The sequence below is a fragment of the Pseudoflavonifractor intestinihominis genome (genome assembly GCF_040096055.1).
GTDB classification, from domain to species: Bacteria; Bacillota; Clostridia; order Oscillospirales; family Oscillospiraceae; genus Pseudoflavonifractor; species Pseudoflavonifractor intestinihominis.
On the sequence record NZ_JBBMFK010000033.1, the window covers coordinates 18,969 to 39,772 of the forward strand.

General features: G+C 62.2%; 18 protein-coding genes, 1 pseudogene and 1 riboswitch. Of the genes and pseudogenes, 6 read left to right on the forward strand and 13 right to left on the reverse strand.

The window, feature by feature from the left end; all coding sequences use genetic code 11:
* Positions 1–89 precede the first annotated feature (89 nt).
* Entirely contained in the window at positions 90–329 is a 240-nt protein-coding gene (locus WMO64_RS15180; RefSeq protein WP_349232513.1) for a hypothetical protein, read from the forward strand.
* Between the two features lie 76 nt (positions 330–405).
* A pseudogene (locus WMO64_RS15185) lies at positions 406–573 on the forward strand (MATE family efflux transporter); the annotation flags it as partial.
* A gap of 34 nt (positions 574–607) precedes the next feature.
* Here WMO64_RS15185 and WMO64_RS15190 read toward each other — a convergent pair.
* The 11 genes from WMO64_RS15190 to csaB all read right to left on the reverse strand — a co-directional run bounded on the left by WMO64_RS15190 (position 608) and on the right by csaB (position 13,075).
* Positions 608–1,387 carry a helix-turn-helix domain-containing protein gene (locus WMO64_RS15190; protein ID WP_349232514.1) on the reverse strand — a complete coding sequence of 260 codons (780 nt, stop codon included), beginning with the start codon at positions 1,385–1,387 and terminating at the stop codon, positions 608–610.
* A 159-nt stretch (positions 1,388–1,546) separates the two neighbouring features.
* The gene (purD, locus tag WMO64_RS15195; protein WP_349232515.1) at positions 1,547–2,803 is read right to left on the reverse strand and encodes a phosphoribosylamine--glycine ligase; all 1,257 of its coding nucleotides are present in this window, start codon (positions 2,801–2,803) and stop codon (positions 1,547–1,549) included.
* A gap of 66 nt (positions 2,804–2,869) precedes the next feature.
* The gene (locus WMO64_RS15200; protein WP_349232516.1) at positions 2,870–4,042 is read right to left on the reverse strand and encodes a phosphoribosylaminoimidazolecarboxamide formyltransferase; all 1,173 of its coding nucleotides are present in this window, start codon (positions 4,040–4,042) and stop codon (positions 2,870–2,872) included.
* 12 nt (positions 4,043–4,054) lie between these two features.
* The gene (locus tag WMO64_RS15205) at positions 4,055–4,756 is read right to left on the reverse strand and encodes an IMP cyclohydrolase (protein WP_349232517.1); all 702 of its coding nucleotides are present in this window, start codon (positions 4,754–4,756) and stop codon (positions 4,055–4,057) included.
* A 41-nt stretch (positions 4,757–4,797) separates the two neighbouring features.
* A complete protein-coding gene (gene purN, locus WMO64_RS15210; protein ID WP_349232518.1) occupies positions 4,798–5,433 on the reverse strand; it encodes a phosphoribosylglycinamide formyltransferase in 636 nt (211 codons plus the stop codon).
* A 142-nt stretch (positions 5,434–5,575) separates the two neighbouring features.
* Positions 5,576–6,616: a phosphoribosylformylglycinamidine cyclo-ligase gene (gene purM / locus WMO64_RS15215; RefSeq protein WP_349232519.1), complete on the reverse strand. Its 1,041-nt coding sequence runs from the start codon at positions 6,614–6,616 to the stop codon at positions 5,576–5,578.
* 40 nt (positions 6,617–6,656) lie between these two features.
* Positions 6,657–8,078, reverse strand: coding sequence for an amidophosphoribosyltransferase (locus WMO64_RS15220; RefSeq protein ID WP_349232520.1), 1,422 nt, complete (start codon positions 8,076–8,078; stop codon positions 6,657–6,659).
* Positions 8,079–8,081: 3 nt separating this feature from the next.
* Entirely contained in the window at positions 8,082–8,801 is a 720-nt protein-coding gene (purC, locus tag WMO64_RS15225; protein WP_349232521.1) for a phosphoribosylaminoimidazolesuccinocarboxamide synthase, read from the reverse strand.
* Between the two features lie 54 nt (positions 8,802–8,855).
* Positions 8,856–9,386, reverse strand: coding sequence for a 5-(carboxyamino)imidazole ribonucleotide mutase (purE, locus tag WMO64_RS15230; protein ID WP_349232522.1), 531 nt, complete (start codon positions 9,384–9,386; stop codon positions 8,856–8,858).
* Positions 9,387–9,702: 316 nt separating this feature from the next.
* Positions 9,703–10,785 (reverse strand): glycosyltransferase family protein, encoded by a 1,083-nt coding sequence (locus WMO64_RS15235; protein ID WP_349232523.1) that lies wholly within the window; start codon positions 10,783–10,785, stop codon positions 9,703–9,705.
* Positions 10,786–10,843: 58 nt separating this feature from the next.
* Positions 10,844–13,075: a polysaccharide pyruvyl transferase CsaB gene (gene csaB / locus WMO64_RS15240; protein ID WP_349232524.1), complete on the reverse strand. Its 2,232-nt coding sequence runs from the start codon at positions 13,073–13,075 to the stop codon at positions 10,844–10,846.
* Between the two features lie 220 nt (positions 13,076–13,295).
* Here csaB and WMO64_RS15245 point away from each other — a divergent pair, with 220 nt between their 5' ends.
* The 3 genes from WMO64_RS15245 (at position 13,296) to WMO64_RS15255 (ending at position 16,243) form a co-directional block, all read left to right on the forward strand.
* Entirely contained in the window at positions 13,296–13,835 is a 540-nt protein-coding gene (locus tag WMO64_RS15245) for a DUF4330 domain-containing protein (protein ID WP_294522685.1), read from the forward strand.
* 80 nt (positions 13,836–13,915) lie between these two features.
* The gene (locus WMO64_RS15250; RefSeq protein ID WP_349232525.1) at positions 13,916–14,482 is read left to right on the forward strand and encodes a phosphatase PAP2 family protein; all 567 of its coding nucleotides are present in this window, start codon (positions 13,916–13,918) and stop codon (positions 14,480–14,482) included.
* A gap of 459 nt (positions 14,483–14,941) precedes the next feature.
* The gene (locus WMO64_RS15255; RefSeq protein ID WP_294522680.1) at positions 14,942–16,243 is read left to right on the forward strand and encodes a purine-cytosine permease family protein; all 1,302 of its coding nucleotides are present in this window, start codon (positions 14,942–14,944) and stop codon (positions 16,241–16,243) included.
* A gap of 61 nt (positions 16,244–16,304) precedes the next feature.
* Here WMO64_RS15255 and WMO64_RS15260 read toward each other — a convergent pair whose 3' ends face one another.
* Together WMO64_RS15260 and WMO64_RS15265 are read right to left on the reverse strand one after the other, a co-directional pair.
* The gene (locus tag WMO64_RS15260) at positions 16,305–16,844 is read right to left on the reverse strand and encodes a nucleoside-triphosphatase (RefSeq protein ID WP_294522677.1); all 540 of its coding nucleotides are present in this window, start codon (positions 16,842–16,844) and stop codon (positions 16,305–16,307) included.
* A 39-nt stretch (positions 16,845–16,883) separates the two neighbouring features.
* The gene (locus WMO64_RS15265; protein ID WP_349232526.1) at positions 16,884–17,777 is read right to left on the reverse strand and encodes a cation diffusion facilitator family transporter; all 894 of its coding nucleotides are present in this window, start codon (positions 17,775–17,777) and stop codon (positions 16,884–16,886) included.
* Positions 17,778–17,875: 98 nt separating this feature from the next.
* A riboswitch (NiCo riboswitch) is annotated at positions 17,876–17,975 on the reverse strand.
* 231 nt (positions 17,976–18,206) lie between these two features.
* Between WMO64_RS15265 and WMO64_RS15270 the strand changes: the two genes are divergently transcribed.
* Positions 18,207–20,309, forward strand: coding sequence for an ATP-dependent helicase (locus tag WMO64_RS15270; RefSeq protein WP_349232527.1), 2,103 nt, complete (start codon positions 18,207–18,209; stop codon positions 20,307–20,309).
* Positions 20,310–20,804 lie beyond the last annotated feature (495 nt).

A 20,804-nucleotide genomic window follows, 5' to 3' on the forward strand; every position in this document is an offset into this window, starting at 1 on the left:
CACAACGTGTGGCATTCACTGCGTAAATCCGGTTGAATGCCACACGTTTGTTTTATTTTCAGCCACTTTTCTGGAAGGAGGCACAGCACATGAAGCGGGTAAAGGCGGCGTGCATCTGTCAGACCCTGCATTTTATGCTGAAGGAGGATCTGGAGCAGAATCTCGCACGGCGAAGCGTGCAGGAAGAGGTGGAGTACTACAAAAAGGGACTGGATCGGAACGGGACAAGGTACAAAATCGTGGAGGAGACCACCCAGAGTGACGGTTCGGTCATCATCAAGATCATCAAGCAGTACAATCAGAGCCCGGTGGGGGACTACCTGAAATAAAAAGAAAAAGCGTGTAGCCGACGGCGTAAATCCAGCGCCGTGGCTGCACGCTTTTTGCGTGGAGGCAGGATTCATCATGGAAGAAAAGTCAAATCTGTTTCTGGAGATGGAACCTGTGGGGGCATTGATGGGGAAATACGCTGTTCCGAGCATCATCTCCCTGCTGGCTGCGGCGCTCTACAATATTGTGGATCAGATCTTTATTTCCAATGCCACCTATCTGGGCTCCTACGGAAATGCCGCCGGACTGTCTCCGGGACAGTCCGGCGTCCTCGCTGTCAAAAGGCGGTGAAGAGGGCCAGCAGCCAGTCCGGGATGGTGGGGAAGTCCCGCAGGATGGCGCTGCGGATGGCGGCTGAGGAGAGGGTTCCCCCGTCCTGAATGGAGAAGGTTACAGCGCCCTGGACTGTGTCGCCGATGGCGATATGGCCAAAGGCCGCGCCTCCCGCGGCGACCTTGTCGGCAAAGGCCAGGCCGCCTACGGCGTAGATCCCCTTGGCCAGGCCGCCCATGGCCACCCAGCCCACGGCCAGGCCGCCCGCTGCAATACCTGCGCCCAGGGCGACGCCGCCAAAAGCGGCCACACCCAAGGCCAGGGCGCCGACAGCCAGCAGCCCCAGGCTCAGGCAGCCGAAGGAGATAAGCCCCGCGGAGAGCAGGCCGATGGAAATCAGCCCGGTGGCCACGTTGCCGATGGCCAGGATGCCCTTTGCACGGTGGAGTCCGAAACGGCCTACATTGATGTGTACCAGGGGCAGGCCGAACAGGGTGACGCTGCTCTTGTACTCGTAGCGGAGGTTCAGGGGGAGATAGACAGCCTGCTCACCCATCTCGGGCTGGAACTCGGGCTCTGCCCAGTTGGCTTCGTCACCTTTGAGAAGGTAGTCCAGGGTGACGCCGAAGTACTCGCTGATGGCCACCAGGTTGTCCATGTTGGGCTGGGAGGCCCCGGACTCCCACTTCTGCACCGCCTGGCGGGAGACGCCCACAGTATTGGCCAGCTCCTCCTGGGAGATACCCCGTTCCCTGCGGAGCTGGTAGAGCCGTTCTTCAAACATAGGTGATTCCTCCTCTTGATGGTGGTGACAGGATAGCACACAGCGGAGAAAAAGGCCACCAAGAACAGTAAAATATTTGACAACTGCCGGTTGCATCCGGCGGAGACAGCACAAAAGAGCGGCATAAGCCGCTCTTTTGCGTCAGTGAATGGGTTGGATTTATACCCGGCCGATATCGGTGCGGAACTGCATATCTGTAAAGGAGATATGCTTTGCGGCGCTGTATGCGCCATTGATGGCGTCGTTCAGGGTGCTGCCGGTGGCGGCGACGCCCAGAACCCGGCCGCCGGAGGTGAGGACCTGTCCGTCCTCGTTCACCCGGGTGCCGGCGTGGAAGACCATAGCGGTCTCGCCCGCCTTCTCCAGGCCGGAGATGGGGTAGCCGCTCTGGTATTTCCCGGGATATCCTCCCGAGGCCAGCACCAGACAGCAGGCGGCGGCATCCTTCCAGCGGATGTCCAGCTGGTCCAGGGTGCCCTCGCGGCAGGCCAGCATGATGTCCAGCAGGTCGCTCTCCAGCAGGGAGAGGACGGCCTGGCACTCCGGGTCGCCGAAGCGGGCGTTGTACTCCACCACCTTGGGGCCGTCGGGGGTGAGCATGAGGCCGAAGTAGAGCACGCCGTGGAAGGGGCGGCCCTCCGCCTTCAGGGCGGCTACGGTGGGGAGGAAGATCTCCTTCATGCAGCGCTGGGCCACCTCGGGGGTGTAGTTGGGGGAGGGGGAGATGGCGCCCATGCCGCCGGTGTTGGGACCCTTGTTGCCGTCATAGGCCCGCTTGTGGTCCTGGGAGGAGGGCATGGGGACCACGTGCTCCCCGTCGCAGAAGGCCAGCACCGTCACCTCGGGGCCGGTCATGCACTCCTCGATGACCAGGCGGGTGCCCGCCTCGCCGAAGCGCTTGTCCGCCATCATGGCCCGGACGGCGTCCTCCGCCTCGGCCACGGTCTGGGCCACGATCACGCCCTTGCCCAGGGCCAGGCCGTCGGCCTTGACCACGATGGGCGCGCCCTGCTCCTTGACGTAGGCGAGGGCGGCCTCCATATCTGTAAAGGTGTTATACTTGGCGGTGGGGATGTGGTACTTGGCCATCAGATTTTTGGAGAAGACCTTGGAGGCCTCGATGATGGCCGCGTTGGCACGGGGACCGAAGGCGGGGATGCCCGCCGCCTCCATGGCGTCCACCATGCCCAGAGCCAAGGGGTCGTCAGGGGCCACCACCACAAAGTCAATGGCGTGGGACACGGCCCAGGCCACCATGACCTCCACGTCGGTGGCCTTGATGGGGATGCACTGGGCCAGGGAGGCGCTACCGCCGTTGCCGGGGGCACAGAAAAGCTGATCAACTTTACGGCTCTTGGACAGGGCCCACACGATGGCGTGCTCCCGTCCGCCGCCGCCTACGACGAGAACGTTCATTGTGATATACCTCGTTTCTTGTTCGTGTTCGGAGTCCCCGCCGGGGACCGTTGTATCGGATGCGCCTTAGTGATGGAACAGCCGCATGCCGGTGAAGGCCATCACGATGCCGTACTTGTCGCAGGTCTGGATGACGTTGTCGTCCCGGATGGAGCCGCCGGGCTGGGCGATGTAGGACACGCCGGACTTCCGGGCACGCTCCACATTGTCGCCGAAGGGGAAGAAGGCGTCGGAGCCCACACTGACGCCGGTCTGACGGGCGATCCACTCCTTCTTTTCCTCCACGGTGAGCACCTCGGGCTTGACCTTGAAGGTGTTCTGCCACACGCCATCGGCCAGCACGTCCTCGTACTCGTCGGAGATGTACACGTCGATGGCGTTGTCCCGGTCGGGGCGGCGGATGCCGTCCACGAACTGGAGGCCCAGCACTTTGGGATGCTGGCGCAGGAGCCAGTTGTCGGCCTTGTTGCCGGCCAGACGGGTGCAGTGGATGCGGCTCTGCTGGCCGGCGCCCACGCCGATGGCCTGGCCGTCCTTGGTGTAGCACACCGAGTTGGACTGGGTGTACTTCAGGGTGATGAGGGCCAGGATCAGGTCCCGCTTGGCGTTCTCAGGCAGGTCCTTGTTCTGGGTGACAATATTGTCCAGCAGGGCGGCGTTGATCTCGAAGTTGTTGCGGCCCTGCTCGAAGGTGATGCCGTACACATCCTTGTGCTCAATGGCCTTGGGCACATAGTCCGGGTCCATCTGCACCACGTTGTAGTTGCCCTTGCGCTTGGTCTTGAGGATGGCCAGGGCCTCGTCGGTGTAGCCGGGGGCGATGACGCCGTCGGACACCTCCAGGGCCAGGTAGCGGGCGGTCTGGGCGTCGCACACGTCGGAGAGGGCGGCCCAGTCGCCGTAGGAGCACAGACGGTCGGCGCCACGGGCCCGGACATAGGCGGAGGCGATGGGGGAGAGGTCCATGCCCTCGGCAAAGTAGATCTTCCGCTCCACGTCGGTCAGCTCGGTGCCTACGGCGGCGCCGGCGGGGGAGACGTGCTTGAAGGAGGCGGCGGCGGGCAGGCCGGTGGCGGCTTTCAGCTCCTTGACCAGCTGCCAGGAGTTGAAGGCGTCCAGGAAATTGATGTAGCCGGGCTTGCCGTTGAGCACCTGGACGGGCAGCTCGCCGGACTCCATAAAGATGCGGGCGGGCTTCTGGTTGGGGTTGCAGCCGTACTTCAGTTCCAGTTCCTTCATGTTCGCTCCTCCTTACTGATGCTTGTTGATGATAACGCTGTCCGCCTTGCCGGTCTCCAGGTCCAGGTAGGAGACAAAGAGGGACACCTTGTTCTCCTCATTCAGGCTCTCCCACAGGCGGGAAGCCAGAGAAGCGGCGTCGGGGGCGTCCAGGGCCACGGTGCGGGGCTCGCCCTCAAAGGAGGGCAGGGGGGAGCCGTCGCCCTGATAGGTGCTGATGAAGTGGGCCTGGCCGGCGATGGGGGCCTCGTACTCGAAGAAGAACCGCTGGCAGCAGGCGGGGTCGCCATTGGCGCTCTTCAGGATGGACAGCCGGTAGCTGCCGTCGGGGCGGACCGCGCCGGAGATGCGGGGGGTGTAGTTGGGGCAGTCGGGCTCAAACTCCCGGGTGCGCAGAGCCCGGACAAAGCCCTCGCCGCGGCGGTAGGCGTCGGCGATGGTGTCGGTCTGGTCGCCGTTGGTGACGATGGTGGTGCCGTCCACCACCCGGACGGGGTGGTAGATGATGAGGGAGGGGTCGGTCATCTTGGACTCGTCATAGGCGCGGGTACGGATGCCGTCCTCAGTGGCCTCAAAGACCCGGTTGCGGGAGTTCTCGCTGCGGCCCATGATGAAGTAGGCGATCACGGCCTTCTTGTTGTCGGCGCTGCGGCCCAGGACGATGCCGCGGCCGGGGTAGGAATTGGTGCTGAGAAGCTGAAACAGATCGAGCATTTTATTATGATCTCCCTTACAAAAATATCAATCACGGGACATTACGCCTGGGGGAGGATATGGACGCACCGGCCCTCCACGGACAGGCGTCCCTGGCAGAACAGGGACACAGCCAGGGGGAGGAGTTTCCACTCGGCCTCCTCCATGACCCGGTGCTGGAGCACTTCGGGGGTGTCGCCCTCCCGGATCTCCACCGCCTTCTGGAGCACGATGGGGCCGCCGTCGGCCTCCTCATTGACGAAGTGGACGGTGGCGCCGGTGACCTTGACGCCGTAGGCCAGGGCCATCTCGTGGACATGGAGGCCGTAGGCCCCCTTGCCGCAGAAGGAGGGGATGAGGGCGGGATGGACGTTGAGGATGGCGTTGGGGTAGGCCCGGACCATCTCCTCGGTGAGGATGTGCATGAAGCCGGCCAGCACCACCAGGTCCGCCTTCAGCTCCCGGAGCCTGGCCACCAGGGCCTGGGTCATCTCCCGGTTCCCGGGGAAATCCCTCCGGGCCACCACATAGCCGGGGATGCCGGCCGCTTTGGCACGCTCCAGGGCGTAGGCGTCGGGGCGGGAGGAGATAACGGCGGTGATGGTGCCGCCCACAATCTCACCCCGGTGCTGGGCGTCGATAAGTGCCTGAAGGTTGGTGCCGCCGCCGGAGACCAGGACCACAATATTTTTCGGCATGAGAGTTACCTCCCCAATGTAGTAAAGACTGTGCCGCAAAGCCTGAAAGGGGAAAACCCTTCACAGAAAACGGCGGCAGAGAAAAGAGACAGGGCGGCCCGGGCCGCCGGAAGGACAGCTGAGGGCCGCCCTGAGAGGGGCGTCAGTCCAGCACGACGCCGTCGCTTCCGGGGACGACCTGACCGATCTGGTAGGCAGTCTCGCCGGCAGCGGACAGGACGTCCAGCGCCTGTCCGGCCTGGAGAGCGGGGACGGCGAGGATCATGCCGATACCCATGTTGAAGGTGTTGTACATATCCCGGGTGGGGATGTTGCCCTTCTCCTGGATGAGATGGAAGATGGGCGGGCAGGGGAAGCTGCCGGTGTGGATGGCGGCGGTGAGGCCGTCAGTCATCATGCGGGGCACGTTCTCATAGAAGCCGCCGCCGGTGATGTGGCTGACGGCGTGGATGTCCACGCCCGCCTTCAGCAGGGCCTTGACCGCCTTCACGTAGATGCGGGTGGGGGCCAGCAGGGCCTCGCCCAGGGTGGTGCCCAGGCTCTCGTGGTACTCCCTCAGATTCTCGGCGGTCACGTCAAAGACCTTGCGGACCAGGGAGAAGCCGTTGGAGTGGACGCCGGAGGAGGCCAGACCGATGAGCACGTCGCCCTCGGAGAGGGTCTTGCCGTCGATGATCTTCTCCTCGTCCACAATGCCCACAGAGAAGCCGGCCAGGTCGTACTCGTCGGCGGGGTAGAAGCCGGGCATCTCAGCGGTCTCGCCGCCCACCAGGGCGCACTCGGCCTGGCGGCAGCCCTCCGTGATGCCGGAGACGATCTGGGCGATGCGGGCGGGGTCGTTCTTGCCGCAGGCGATGTAGTCCAGGAAGAACAGGGGGGCGGCGCCGCCGCAGATGATGTCGTTGACGCACATGGCCACGCAGTCGATGCCCACCGTGTCGTGCTTGTCCATGAGGAAGGCGATCTTCAGCTTGGTGCCCACGCCGTCGGTGCCGGACACCAGGACGGGCTTTTTCATGCCGGTCATATCAGGGGCGAACATGCCGCCGAAGCCGCCCAGGGTGCCCATGACGCCGGGGATGTAGGTGGACTCCACCATGGGCTTGATGCGCTTGACCGCCTCGTAGCCGGCGGTGACATCCACGCCGGCGGCGGCGTAGGACTCAGAATGGGAGTTCTTCAATGGGGGAACCTCCAATCAAAATTGTAATAGAAGGGGAAGGTTACTCCTCTCCCGTCCAGCAGTAGGTGCAGATCTTGTCCCGGTCGATGCCGATGGCCTCCAGCAGGCCGTCCAGGGACTGATAGCCCAGGGAGTCAAAGCCCAGCTTCTCACAGATGGACTTGAGCATGCACTGGCCCCGCTCGGTGGAGGAGTCGGCGTACTCTTCCAGGTGCTGCTGGCCCTCGTCGCCCTCCAGGTCCTGGATGGTGCGGCGGGCGATGAGCTCCATGTCGGAGTTGCTGCGGGAGAAGTTGAGGTACTTGCAGCCGTACATGATGGGGGGGCAGGCCGAGCGCATGTGGACCTCCTCGGCGCCCGACTCGTACAGGAATTCCACAGTCTCCCGCAGCTGGGTGCCGCGGACGATGGAGTCGTCCACAAAGAGGAGCTTCTTGCCCTCGATGAGCTCAGGCACGGGGATCTGCTTCATCTTGGCCACCTGGTTGCGGGCCTCCTGGTTGGCGGGCATGAAGGACCGGGGCCAGGTGGGAGTGTACTTGACAAAGGGGCGGGCAAAGGGCTTGCCGCTGCGGTTGGCGAAGCCGATGGCGTGGGGCACGCCGGAGTCGGGCACGCCGGCCACATAGTCCACCTTGGGCAGCTTGCCCTTCTGGATCTCGTCCCGGGCCATGATCTCGCCGTTGCGGTAGCGCATGACCTCCACGTTGACCCCCTCGTAGTTGGAGTTGGGGTAGCCGTAGTAGGTCCAGAGGAAGGCGCAGATCTTCATCTTGTCTCCGGCGGGGGCCAGGGTGGTCCAGCCGTCGGCGGTGACCCGGACGATTTCCCGGGGGCCCAGCTCGTAGGCGTCGTGGTAGCCCAGCTTGTGGTAGGCGAAGGACTCGAAGGACACGCAGCAGCCGGTGTCGCTCTGACCCACCAGCACGGGCAGGCGGCCCATGGCGTCCCGGGCGGCGATGATGGCGTCGGGGGTGAGGAGCAGCATGGTGCAGGAGCCGTCAATCTCCTCCTGGGCGTGGCGGATGCCGGAGACCAGGTCGTCCTTCTGGTTGATGAGGGCGGCTACCAGCTCGGTGGAGTTGACCTTGCCCGAGCTCATGGCCATGAACTGGTGGCCGTGGTCGGAGAAGTACCGCTCGATCAGCTCGTCGGCATTGTTGATGATGCCCACGGTGGTGATGGCGTACAGGCCCAGGTGGGAGCGCACCAGCAGGGGCTGGGGGTCGGTGTCGCTGATGCAGCCGATGCCGGAGCAGCCGTGGAACTCGGCGATGTCCTTGTCGAACTTGGTGCGGAAGGGGGTGTTTTCAATGTTGTGGATCTGACGCTGGAAGCCGTCCTTGGGGTCGTAGACCGCCATGCCGCCCCGCTTGGTGCCCAGGTGGGAGTGGTAGTCGGTGCCGAAGAACAGATCCATCACGCAGTCATGCTTTGAGATGGTACCAAAAAAACCGCCCATTGCTTACTGCTCTCCCATCAGCCGACGCATGACCTCTTCGTAGGCCTCTTCAGCGCCGCCCATATCCCGGCGGAAACGGTCCTTGTCCAGCTTCTCGTGGGTCTTCTCGTCCCAGAGGCGGCAGGTGTCGGGGGAGATCTCGTCGGCCAGCACGATGGTGCCGTCGGCGGTCTTGCCGAACTCCAGCTTGAAGTCCACCAGGTCGATGCCGATCTCCTTCATAAAGCCCTTCAGCAGGTCGTTGACCATGAAGGTGTACTTCTCAATGAGGGCGATCTCCTCCTTGGTGGCCAGCTTGAGGGCCAGGGCGTGGTAGGTGTTGAGCAGGGGGTCGCCCAGGTCGTCGTTCTTGTAGGAGAACTCGATGGTGGGCTCGTCGAACACGATGCCCTCCTCCACGCCGTACCGCTTGGCAAAGGAGCCGGCGGAGATGTTGCGGACAATGACCTCCAGGGGCACGATGGAGACCTTCTTCACGGCGGTCTCGCGGTCGTTGAGCTCCTCCACATAGTGGGTGGGCACGCCCTTGGCCTCCAGGCGGCGCATCAGGTTGTTGGTCATGCGGTTGTTGATGGCGCCCTTGCCGGCGATGGTGCCCTTCTTCAGGCCGTTGAAGGCGGTGGCGTCGTCCTTGTAGGACACGATGACCACCTGGGGATCGTCAGTGGCGTAGACCTTCTTGGCCTTGCCTTCGTACAGCTGCTCGCGCTTCTCGTAACTCATGTAAAACCGCTCCTGTCTATCTGAATTGATTTATTTTAATGGGGAAGGGAAAACTCAAAAGGTCTCGCTCTGGAGCTTGCGGTCCTTCTCGGCCACCTCGTCGGCCATGGCGGCTTTGAACTGGGCAAGCTTGTTCGCCAAAGAAACGGGGGAGGTGGTATCATCGCTATAGACCATACTGGCAGGGTCTAGGGCCAGCATCTGGGCGGCCAGGATGGCGGCGTTGTCGGCGCCGTCCACGGCCACGCAGGCCACGGGGATGCCCTTGGGCATCTGGACCATGGACAGCAGGCTGTCCAGACCGCCCATCATGGAGGTCTTGATGGGCACGCCGATGACGGGCAGGGTGGTGTAGGCGGCCAGGACGCCGGCCAGGTGGGCGGCCTTGCCTGCGGCGGCGATGATGACGCCGAAGCCGTTCTCCTCGGCGTGGGAAGCGAAGTTCTCGGCGGCGGCGGGGGTGCGGTGGGCGGAGATGACCCGCACCTCAAAGGGGATGCCGAAGCTCTTCAGACGCTTCACACAGGGGCGCATGGTCTCCAGGTCGGAGTCGGAACCCATGATAACTGCAACTTTCTTGCTCATAACGACCTCCATGATACAAAAAATTTCAGCGCTGCGAAAAATAAATCAGGTCATCCTTCGTTATGGATGACCTGATATGGTTCAGCAGTCTGATCCGGGTGCATTGGGGCCGTTGAGAATGACGGCCAGGCAGGCAATGTGTCCTCCGTTGAACAACGCAAGCACCCCTCTTAGTACCAAGAATAAATACAATATATCGTATTGTGCGCTGCTTTACAAGGGTTCAGCCCCAATTTCGTAGGCTTAGACAAGAAAGGACAAATGGAGACAATAGACAATTGACCATTTTTGACAGAGGGGGACAAAAACCGCATCTTCAGCACAGCCCGATGGCGTCCAGGATGCGGCACACCTCGTCGGCCCGGACGCTCCAGGCAGCGGCGGCGCCGTAGTCACGGCGGCGGTTTCTGGTCCAGCTGCCCACCTCGGACAGGGCGCTGGCGCACAGCTGGACAAATTCCCGGGCGGTGTGGGCGCCGTAGATCACGTCGGGAAAGTGCTCGATCTGTCCGCTGCCGATCATGGAGACAATGGGGTTTCCGGTGGACAGGTACTCGTAGATCCGGCCTGGAATAATGTCGGTGGGCTGCTCCCGGGCGGAGAGCAGATTCAGGCACACGTCGAACCGGCACAGGTAGTCGGGCAGGTCCACCGGGGCCTTGGGGCCCAGCAGATGCACGTTGGGCAGGGCGGACAGCCTCCGCAGCTGGGCGCCGCTCTCGGCCTGCCCTACCAGCACAAAGGAGCACTGGGGCAGATCGGATGCGGCCCGCAGCAGGGGGGACAGGTCCAGGTCCCGGCGGATGGTGCCTGCCCAGCCCAGGATGGGCCTGGGGATACGGGCCAGATCGCCGGGGAGCTCTGCCTCCTGACGGGCGAACATGGGGAAGTTGACGCCGTTGGGCAGCAGGGCGATGTTGTCGTTGCAGGGGGACAGGTGGTCGATGAGCCCCCGGGAGGCGGCGAAGATGACGTCGGCGGACAGGGCCAGGTCGCTCTCCCACTCCAGAGGGAAGCCGGACCAGTACCGGTCGCAGTCGTACACCAGCCCGCGGAAGGGCAGACTGTCCAGCAGGTGGACCTGATCCGGGCAGGTGGTCCACAGAATGGGGTCGCGGAACCGGTGGCGGTCCATTCTGGCGGTGATAAAGCGGGCGATCTTGTTGACGCCCCGGGAGAAGAGAAATCCGTGGCGCTCGTCCACCTGGAGGACAGGGGGCAGGGGGTACACCGTCAGGCCGGGCCGCACCTTGCGGCCGCTGTCCCGGGCGCCTCTGCCCCTGGGGGAGGGGGGCTCAAAGAACAGGACTTCCGCGTCCCGCAGGCGGGTCATCAGGTGCTGGGTCCGGGTGGGGACCGCCTGCCAGGGGGAGGGGGAGAGACAGACATATTGCTTCAACCGAGAGACCTCCCGAGGAGTAATAAATAAGGAGAGGAGGGGCGGGCGAGCAGGGAGATCACTTGCCCAGCAGCTCCGCCGCCGTCTCGCTGTTGCGGCGCTCCACCTTCCGCAGCCGGTCCACGCCGCCGGACAGGAACTCCGTGTCCCCGATCCGGGCGCAGGCGGCGTCGATCTGGGCGCACAGGCCCTCGTAGGTCAGGTCGGCCAGCTCGGTGTACAGGTCCTGGCCGATGTAGGAGAGGAAGGAGCTGATCTTGGGGTCGTATACCACGCCCACCAGGGGCACGCCCTGGCTGGCGGAGAACACCAGCGCGTGGAGGCGCATGGACACCACCGCCTGCATCCGGGCAAAGAGGCCGATGGTGTGGTCGCTGCTGCCGGTGGCGTGGAGGATGTGGTAGGGGGCCTTTTTGATGTACATGGCCGCCTTCTGGGCCGCGCCCACGTCCAGCCGCCGCTCGATGGGCAGGAACACGGGCGTCATGCCGTATTTTTCCCACACGTAGTCGGCCGCCTGGCCGAAGATGGCCGCCTTTGCATCAAAGCCGGGCCAGGGGCGGAGCGTAAAGCCAAAATACTTGCCGGAAGGGTCCAGCCCCTCGCTCTCCAGCACGCCGTCGATGACCTCGCTTCCGGCGGCGGGGAGGATGACCGTGGGGTCGGCCGACAGGACGACCTTGGGCTGGGTGACTCCCATGGACTCCAGCTCGGTTTTGGAGTGGGTGTCCCGCAGGGTGATGGCGTCCACCCGGCGCTGGAGCACTTTGGCGGCCCGCTTCCGGTTGGAGGGGGAGTGGATGGGGCCGATGCCGCAGCCGTACATCATCACCTTGTTGCCCAGAATCTTTCCGGCGGAGATGGTGAAGAGGTAGAACCACAGGGAGCGGTGGCTGGTCACGTCCTGCATCAGGGAGCCGCCGCCGTTGATGTAGAGTCTGGTCTTGGTCATCCGCCAGAGGAACTTGGGGAACGCGAAGGTGTAGATGGAGTTGACCCGGTAGGTGAGGCGGGTCTCCGAGGGCTTGCGGGACAGGACCCACACGGGCAGGTCGGGGTCGATCTGCCGCAGCTCGGTGACAATGGCCTCCAGGATGGCGTCGTCGCCCGCGTTGCCCCGGCCATAGGCGCCGCACACCAGCGCGCCGTCCCGCCTGCCGTGGTTCCGCTCCTTCCGGCGGAGGATGACGGAGTAGATCTCCAGCTGCCGCTGGAGGGTGCTCTCCAGGGAGTATTCGCTCTTGCCCTTCTGATAGAGCCGCTGGCCCATGTGGGTGCGCAGGGTGGCGTCGGAGGCCAGGGTGGTCAGGTGCTTGGCCAGGGTCTCGTAGTCCCCGGCCTCAAAGAGCAGGCCGTTGACGCCGTGGTCGATGAGGTAGGGCACGCCGCCCACCCGGCTGGCAACCGTGGGCAGTCCGGCCCGGGCGCCCTCGGTGAGGGAGTAGGGGAAGGTCTCGGACAGGGAGGTGAGGGTGTTGATGTCCAGCGCGCCGTAGAAGCTGTCCACGTCGGACACCCACCCGGCAAAGCACACGTCCTCCGCCACCCCCAGGTCGGCGGCCAGGGCCTTGAGCTCGCCCATCTGCTCGCCGTCGCCGGCGATGAGCAGCCGCAGCTTGGGGCAGGACTGCCTGGCCCGGGCAAAGCCACGGATCAGGGTGGGGATGTCCTTGACCGGGTTGAGCCGGGCGGCGATGCCGGCGATGACGCAGTCCTCCGGCCAGTGGGCCCCCACGCTCTCCAGGTACTGGCTGCGGGTCATGGAGGGGGTGCGGGGGGTGAAGTCGATGCCGTTGTAGATGGTGAAGAGCTTGTCCGGGTCAAAGCCGCGGGAGATAAGCAGGTCTGTCATGGCGTCGGACACGCCGATGCGGTAGTCCAGCAGCCGCAGGGCGATGGTGTTGATGGTACCGTAGGTGATGCGGGAGATGGGCCGGCCCAGGTAGTCCAGGCGCCAGTCGGAGTGGACGGTGGTGACCACGGGCAGGCCGGTGGATCTGCGCAGCAGCGCGCCCATCATGTTGCCCCGGGCGCCGTGGCAGTGGATGATCTCGTAGCCGCCGTCCAGAATCATTTTCTTTAAGGTATGGAAGGTGCGGAAGATGTTCCTGCCGGGCAGCACCACGGTGGGGATGCCCAGCTCCCTGGCCTCCTGGGAGAAGGGGCCCTCCATGAAGCAGACCATGGTGACCTCCACGCCGGGGGTACGGGACAAATTCTGAAGAAGCATGTGGACGTGGGTTTTGGCGCCGCCGCTGTCGCCGCCGGAAATCAGGTGAATGACCTTCATATGTCTGGAGCCTCCAAAAAAGACTTGTTATCATAGGCAGGGATATGGTACAATAGCCGCGAAGCGTGACCGAATCTCTGTGTGCAGGCCCGGATTACGGGCCGGTACATGGGGGATCTGCACTGCGGATATGGTACAAGATCCGCAGTGTCTCTTGTATTGTACCATAATTATGTCAATTTACAAGTTCCATTGACAGCGCACACGGAGGTTTCTCAGAATGAACGAAAAAAAAGGAAAAATCGTGGATGAAAAGGGCCGGCTGTTCGGCAAGATCAACGTCATCGACCTGATCGTGCTGGTCCTGATCGTGGCTGTGGCCGCCGTGGTGGCCCTGAAGTTCATGGGCAAGGACACGCCGCTCCCCGGCGAGAGCAGCACCACTCAGATCGAATATACCGTCAAGGTGCCCCTGGTCCAGGAGTCGGTCTACGAGGCGGTCAAGGCCCAGGTGGAGGCCGGCGGCGAGGGCGCCCAGCTGATGGCGGACGGCTCCATGCTGGACGCGTACGTGCTGGAGGTCTCCTCTGAGCCCTACCTCATCCCGGTGGAGAAGGAGGACGGCACTGTGGTGGCCAGCGCACAGCCCGGCTATGTCAGCGTCAACTTCACCATCCGGGCCACCATCACCAACCCCATCACCCAGGCGGTTGGCACCCAGGAGGTCCGCATCGGCAAGACCCACATCGTCAAGACCAAGACCTTTGAGCTGGTCAACGGCGTCATCCAGACCTGCGAGCCTGTGGAGCCTGCGGCCTGACCCGAAGACAAGACAGGGCGGGGGAGACCCCGCCCTTTTTGCATCCCGACAGGGAGACTGATATCTAAGGAGGAAAACCGTTGCTGGATACGCTGCTCAGCCTGGACGGGGCCGTGCTGCTCTGGATTCAGGAATTCGTACGCTGTGGGATACTCGACCCGCTGATAGCCTTTTACACCCAGCTGGGCAATGCGGGTATTTTGTGGATCGTGCTGTCCGTGGTCATGCTCTTCTTCCGCAAGACCCGGCGGGCAGGGGTGCTGTCCCTGCTGGCCATGCTGCTGGGGCTGCTGTTCACCAATGTGGCCATCAAACACCTGGTGGCCCGGCCCCGTCCCTGGCTGACCGTGGACGGGCTCCAGTTCCTGGTGGTGGAGAAGGACCCCAATTCCTTCCCGTCGGGCCACACCTGCGCGGCCTTTGCCGCCGCCGGTAGCTGGTTCAGAACCCTGCCCAGGAAGTGGATGAGGTGGACCGCAGTGGCGCTGGCGGCCCTCATGGGCTTCTCCCGGCTGTACGTCGGCGTCCATTTCCCCTCCGATGTGGCCGCGGGGTGCCTGGTGGGCCTGCTGTGCGCCTGGATGGCCTGGCGCCTATACCAGGCCGCCGAAAATCGCTGGGGGCCCATCCGCTGGCTGGATACATAAGCCGTATATAAAAAATACCGTCAGGAGAATGCCCTGACGGTATTTTTTATTTGGATTTTATCACGGGAGCGGCGCATCGGGGGCAGACGCGGCGGAGCAGCTGACGCCTTGAAGCTGATTTGCCAATGAAAAAGTAAAAATATTTATATCTATTTACCGTGATAAAGTTTTCGAATTTGTTAAAACTTTAAAGTGTATCCAACAAATTTTCTTATCTATATTTTTTTTATATATAAAAAAATATATTTATATCAAATTTATATTATACTTTCTGCTTTTGTTATGATACTATGTTTTCGTTCTTTTGTATAGTTTTTTATTTGATTAATGTGAAGTTATTGGGCAAAGTGTTCATACATGGAGTTTCCTTGCTGCGGGACGTCCCGCTTTTTTCGCGCTCAATGCGGCAGCAGAGCCGCTGCTCAGGGTGACCTGAAGTCAAAAAAAGGAGATGTTGTTATGAGCGAACAGCCGAAAACCAAAGCACCAGCACCGGAAAACAGCAGCGAAATGGAATACGTCTACGACGCAGTGCCGCAGAGTGCACGTAAAAGCGTCGGCAGTATTCTGGTCATCCTGACCGGCTATACTATTTCACTGTCCAACTTTGTCACCGGCGCCACCGTAGGCTTTAAGATGCCGTTTAAAGAGGCGGTACTGGCCTGCGCCGTGGGCAATCTGATGCTGATTCTGGTCGCCACCCTGCTGGGCGTCATTGCCTACAAGACGGGTCTGTCCACGTCGGTGCTGGCCAGAAAGTCCTTGGGCGCCCGCAGTTCTTCCATCCTCTCCCTGCTGCTGGCGGTGTCCGCCGTCAACTGGATTGCCGTCAACGCCGATACGTTTTCCAACCTGATTGACTCCACCTTCAGCTGGTGGCCCATTCCTGTCGGCATTACCTCCATCATTGTGGTAGCCCTGTGGGCCCAGTCCGCTATCCGCGGCGTGAAGGGGTTGGAGATCGTCAGCTGGCTGGGCGTTCCCTGCGCCATTATTCTGACCATTGCCTGCGCCATTGCCATTGGAAAGACCGCCGGCTATGAGGCCGTGTTCCACTTTGTCCCCGAGGAGGGCAATGCAATCTCCTTTGCCGCCGGCTCCACCTCCTTTGTAGGCGCCTGGATCTTCGGCTGCATCGTCTCTCCCGATGTGTGCCGCTATGCCAAGAAGGGTTCTCACGTGGCAATCGGTGCACCCGTCTCCGTGGCTGTCGGCCTCTTCGGCCTTGAGGTCATCGGCATCATGACCGCTCAGGCTACCAACAAGAGCGACTTCGTCACCGCCACCGCTGCCCTGGGCCTGGGCGTGCTGGTGTTCATCTGCGCCATCTTCTGCGTCTGGACGACTCAGGACAACAACATCTACAGCGCCAGTCTGGCTCTGCAGAACGTCATGAAGGACACCCGCATGGAGGGCAGAGTGAAGCACGCCGTGCTGGCCGTGATTGTGGCGACCGCCGCCGCCATCTTCGCCGCTGTGGGCGCCACCAAGTTCCTTCTGCCCGTGGTGCAGACGCTGTCCGTCCTGCTGCCCCCCATCCCCGGCCTTATCATTGCCGAGGCCTTCTGCGTCAAGCGCAGCAAGGAGAATAAGAAGATCAACTGGGTTGCCATCATCACCTGGATTATCGGAACGGCAGTAGGCGAGGTGGCACTGATATACAATTTCCTGGTGCCTGCCATTGTCAGCATGGTCGTGACCTTTGTGCTCTACATTATTATGAGCAAGGCGCTGGACAACGTTCTGAACAAGGACGTGTAATCCGGGACAGAGACAGAACGCCCCGGACGCTCCGCCATGGAGCGTCCGGGGCATTTAATTTTTATAGAGGCCGGCCGCCTGGCGCCAGCTGTGCGGTGAGAAATGCAGACAACGTCTCCAACAGGGCGGGGTCGCAGGCGGGAGGCGGATAGAAGCATCTGGCCCTGGGATGACTGCGCACAGCGGCGAGAAAGGGGGTGTCCAAGTCCCGCACCCAGGCCAGAATGGGGGTATCACCGCTCAGCGCGTTCAGAACTGCCCGACAAAAGCGGGGAGAGCGGCTCTCCATCGGCCCCAGCTCATCCAGCAGGAGCAGGCCGCCGGGACCTGCGCGTTCAATGAACCGGGCGCCGCGTTCAAAGGCCTCCGGAATGGGGAGGGACTGTCTGTCCCTGCACCAGCCCAGCAGGATGGGACCGCCCTGTCCGGCAGAACGGCCGACAGGGCAGAGACGGATGGGGGAGCGTCCGGACGGGTCCGGCGGCTCCTTTGGGGTCCGGTAACCCCACAGGGGGAGGGAGGGGTCCAGTCCATCCAGAAGCCGATCCATCCAGACGGCCCGGCCCCTCCCGCTGGGGCCCACAAGAAGGGTGTGAAGCATGGCGATCTCCTGACAGTTGGAATTTCTTCCTGGAAAGGCTCAGCCCGCCGGATGGACCTCCAGGGGATTGACATGGACCATACAGTGCTTGACCTTGGGGAACTGCTGCTCGATGGCGTCATGTACCATGGTGGCCACCTCATGGGCCTGGGACAGGGGAGTGCTGCCGTCGGCGGCGATGTCGATCTCCACATAGATGCGGTCGCCGAACAGGCGGGTCTGGAGCCGGTCTACGCCCAGCACGCCCTCCTGGGACAGGGCCACGCTGCGCATCTGCTCCTCCACATCGTTGGAACAGGCGGTGTCCAGCATCTTGGAGATGGCATCCCGGAAGATGTCATAGGCGGCCTTGAGGATGAACAGGCAGATGACCACGCTGGCGATGGGATCCAGCACCGGCAGGCCCAGCCGGGCGCCCAGGATGCCGATGAAGCTGCCCACAGAGGACAGGGCGTCGGACCGGTGGTGCCAGGCGTCGGCCATCAGGGCGGAGGAGTCAATCTTCTTGGCGGCAGCCCGGGTGTACCAGTACATGGCCTCCTTGACCACGATGGAGATGACGGCGGCCACCAGGGCCAGCTGGCCGGGGACCACCAGCGCGGCGCTGTCCCCGATGATGTTCTGGATACCGGCCCAGCCGATGCCCAGGCCGGTCACGGCCAGCAGCACCGACAGGATCAGGGCGGCCACGCATTCAAAGCGCTCGTGTCCGAAGGGGTGTTCCTCGTCCGACTCCTTGCCGGAGAGCTTTACGCCCACGATGACCACAAAGGTGCTCAGCACGTCGGAGGCGGAGTGGATGGCGTCGGATATCATGGCGCCCGAGTGGGCCACGATGCCGGCCAGCAGCTTGAACGCGGTCAACAGGAAGTTGCCCAGGATTGTTACGAAAGAGACCCGCATAGCCAGGCTCTCATTTGCTTTCTTGTCCATAAAAGACCCTCCAAATGAAAAAATGGCGCTTTGGCACTCGCCCGCAACCATCAGCCATGTATGCTCAGAGTATAAAAAAATACACCCATGGAACATACAACTGTCCCACAGATGCATAAAAGACCATCTGCTGCCGCGGAGTGCGGCCCGGCTCCGTGGATTCCCGCCGGAATCCGTGGCCTGCTCAGTTTGTACTGTAGTTGCCCCCGGCAGGGGGTAGAGTGCAGTGCAAAGTGAATGGTAGCATTGTAGCATATGCCGCGGCCTGTGTCAAGGTTCCGCTTGGGGTTGAAGAGGGGGTGGATCACGGACTCTTTCCATTGACTGGTTTTTCGCCTCCGGCTATAATAGTACGTATTGCAAGCGTGAGAAACCAGGCGCGCGGCCCCGCTTACGGGGAAGGGAGTGCGCTGGATATTGGAGTAAGCAATGGACTTTTCCCAATTCAAAGCACAGTTTTCCATCCGTCTGGACCCGCAGCAGGAGGCGGCGGTGCAGGCGGTAGAGGGGCCGGTGCTGCTGCTGGCGGTGCCGGGCAGCGGCAAGACCACCGTCCTGGTGACCCGGCTGGGCTACATGTGCCAGGTGCGGGGCATCCGGCCGGAGAGCATCCTCACCATGACCTACACCGTGGCGGCGGCCAGGGACATGGAGCGGCGTTTTGCCTCCTTTTTTGGCGAGGAGGCGGCAAAGCTGCTGAGCTTCCGCACCATCAACGGCGTGTGCAGCCGGATCATCCGCTACTATGAGCGGGTCACAGGCCGCTCCGCCTTCCGGCTGCTGGAGGACAGCGGGCGGAAGAGCGCCTTTCTGGGGGAGCTCTACCGGAGCCAGACCAATGAATATGCCACCGAGAGCACCATAAAAGGCCTTGAGACCGCCATCACCTATGTCAAGAACCAGATGCTCAAGGGTGAGGAGCTGTCTCAAGTCGAAGTGGAGGGCCTGGATTTCCCCGCCTTTTATCAGACCTACTGTAAGATCCTGCGGGACAAGCAGCTGATGGACTACGACGACCAGATGGTCTACGCCCTCCAGATCCTGCGGCAGTATCCCCAGATCCTGGGTGCGGTACGGGACCGGTACCGGTATTTCTGCGTGGACGAGGCCCAGGATACCTCCAAGATTCAGCACACCATCATCCACCTGCTGGCAGGGCAGAGCGGGAACCTCTTTATGGTGGGGGATGAGGACCAGAGTATCTACGGCTTCCGGGCGGCCTATCCCCAGGCTCTCACCGAGTTTGACCGGGTGTACCCCAACGCCAAGGTGCTGTACATGGAGCAGAACTACCGCTCCACGGAGCAGATCGTGGCGGCGGCGGACCGGTTCATCCAGAAGAACAAAAACCGCCACCCCAAGCACATGCGGGCCACCCGGGGGAGCGGCCCGGAGCTCCGGGAGATCTCGGTCTATGACCGGCAGAGGCAGTACCGGTATCTCTGCAAGATGGCGGAGGACTGCAACACTGAGACCGCCGTACTCTACCGGGACAACGACAGCGCCCTGCCGCTGATGGACCTTCTGGAGCGGGCGGGCATCCCGTACCGCTGCCGGCAGGTGGAGAGCCTCTTTTTCACCAACCGGGTGGTGCGGGATATCGCGGACATCATCCGGTTTGCCCAGGAGCCGGGCAACGCCGATTATTTTCTGAACATCTACTACAAGCTGGGGGCTGGCATCAGCCGGGCTCTGGCCCGGGAGGCCGTGGCCCGGTCCGGCGGGGCAGGGGAGACCATCCTGGAGTATATCGCCTCATCCGCGGCGGCGTCCCCCTGGACCAGAAAGCAGTGCAAGGCTCTTCAGACCCATATGAACAATCTTCTGGAGGAGCCGGCGGACAAGGCGGTCTACCGTATCGTGCACTTCATGGGCTACGGGGCCTACCTGGAGACCCGGGGCGGAGACCTGAACAAGGCAGAAATCCTGGCGGCCCTGGGGGCGGAGGAGCCCACGCCAGGGCGGCTCCTGGAACGGCTGGAGGAGCTGCGGGAGGTGGTGCAGGCGGGCGCCGGCACGCCGGACTGCCCCTTTGTGCTCTCCACCATCCACTCCAGCAAGGGACTGGAGTACGACCGGGTGATTCTGATGGACGTGGCGGACGGCATGCTGCCCAAGGTGGTGCCGGACCGCGGCGCAACGGCCCAGGAGCTGGACGCCTATGAGGAGGAGCGGCGGCTGTTCTATGTGGGGATGACCCGGGCCAAACGGGAGCTGAACATCGTCACCTTCCGAAAGGTGGGGATGGAGTCCGCGTTTTCCCGGGAGATTTTCCCGCCAAAGCCGAAGGAAACGCCCCAAAAGTCGGCGGTCAAAAAGCTACCGGCGGCAACGCAGTTGAGCCGGGAACAGATTACTCAGCTCTCAGGCGGCTATGTCCCGGGCACCAGGCTGGATCACAGGACCTTTGGCCCCGGTACGCTGGTGAGCCGCAGCGGGGATATCGCCATCATAGCCTTTGACAGCGGGGAGGTGAAAAAGCTGGCGCTCTCCACTGCCCTCCGGGCCAGGCAACTCCGGCTGGAAGGGTAGGGCGTAAAAAGAACATAAGAGAGGCGGCCGGCGGAGAGTTCTGCCGGCCGCTTACAGCGAAAGCCTTCTCGAAAATTCGCCTGGAGTTTAAAATATGGTCGATTGGAAAACGCTGAACAAAGATAGATGCACACATTCATATTCTCCCGGATGCTGTCCGCAAAGCCAACCCGGATTCTGATGATGTGTGATCCTATGTCAATCTGCACCGATACCAGAAGATGATGGATGCGCTGGGAGTCGAAAAGACGGTCATCATGCCGTTCAACGCCCCGTGGCTCATGTCCATGGCGTTTACGATCGATGCAGTACATAAGAACCTTTGTGATATGAAACAGCGGTATTCGGGTAAGTTCTACGCTTTTGCGGATATCAATACCAGAAATACCCCTGATGAATCGGTTTGTCTATAACCTGCCGGTAGTGTCAAGAATTTTTCGCACTTTGGTTTACAGACTCTGGCGTGAATGAAATCAGCCAGCAATGGAGGTGTCC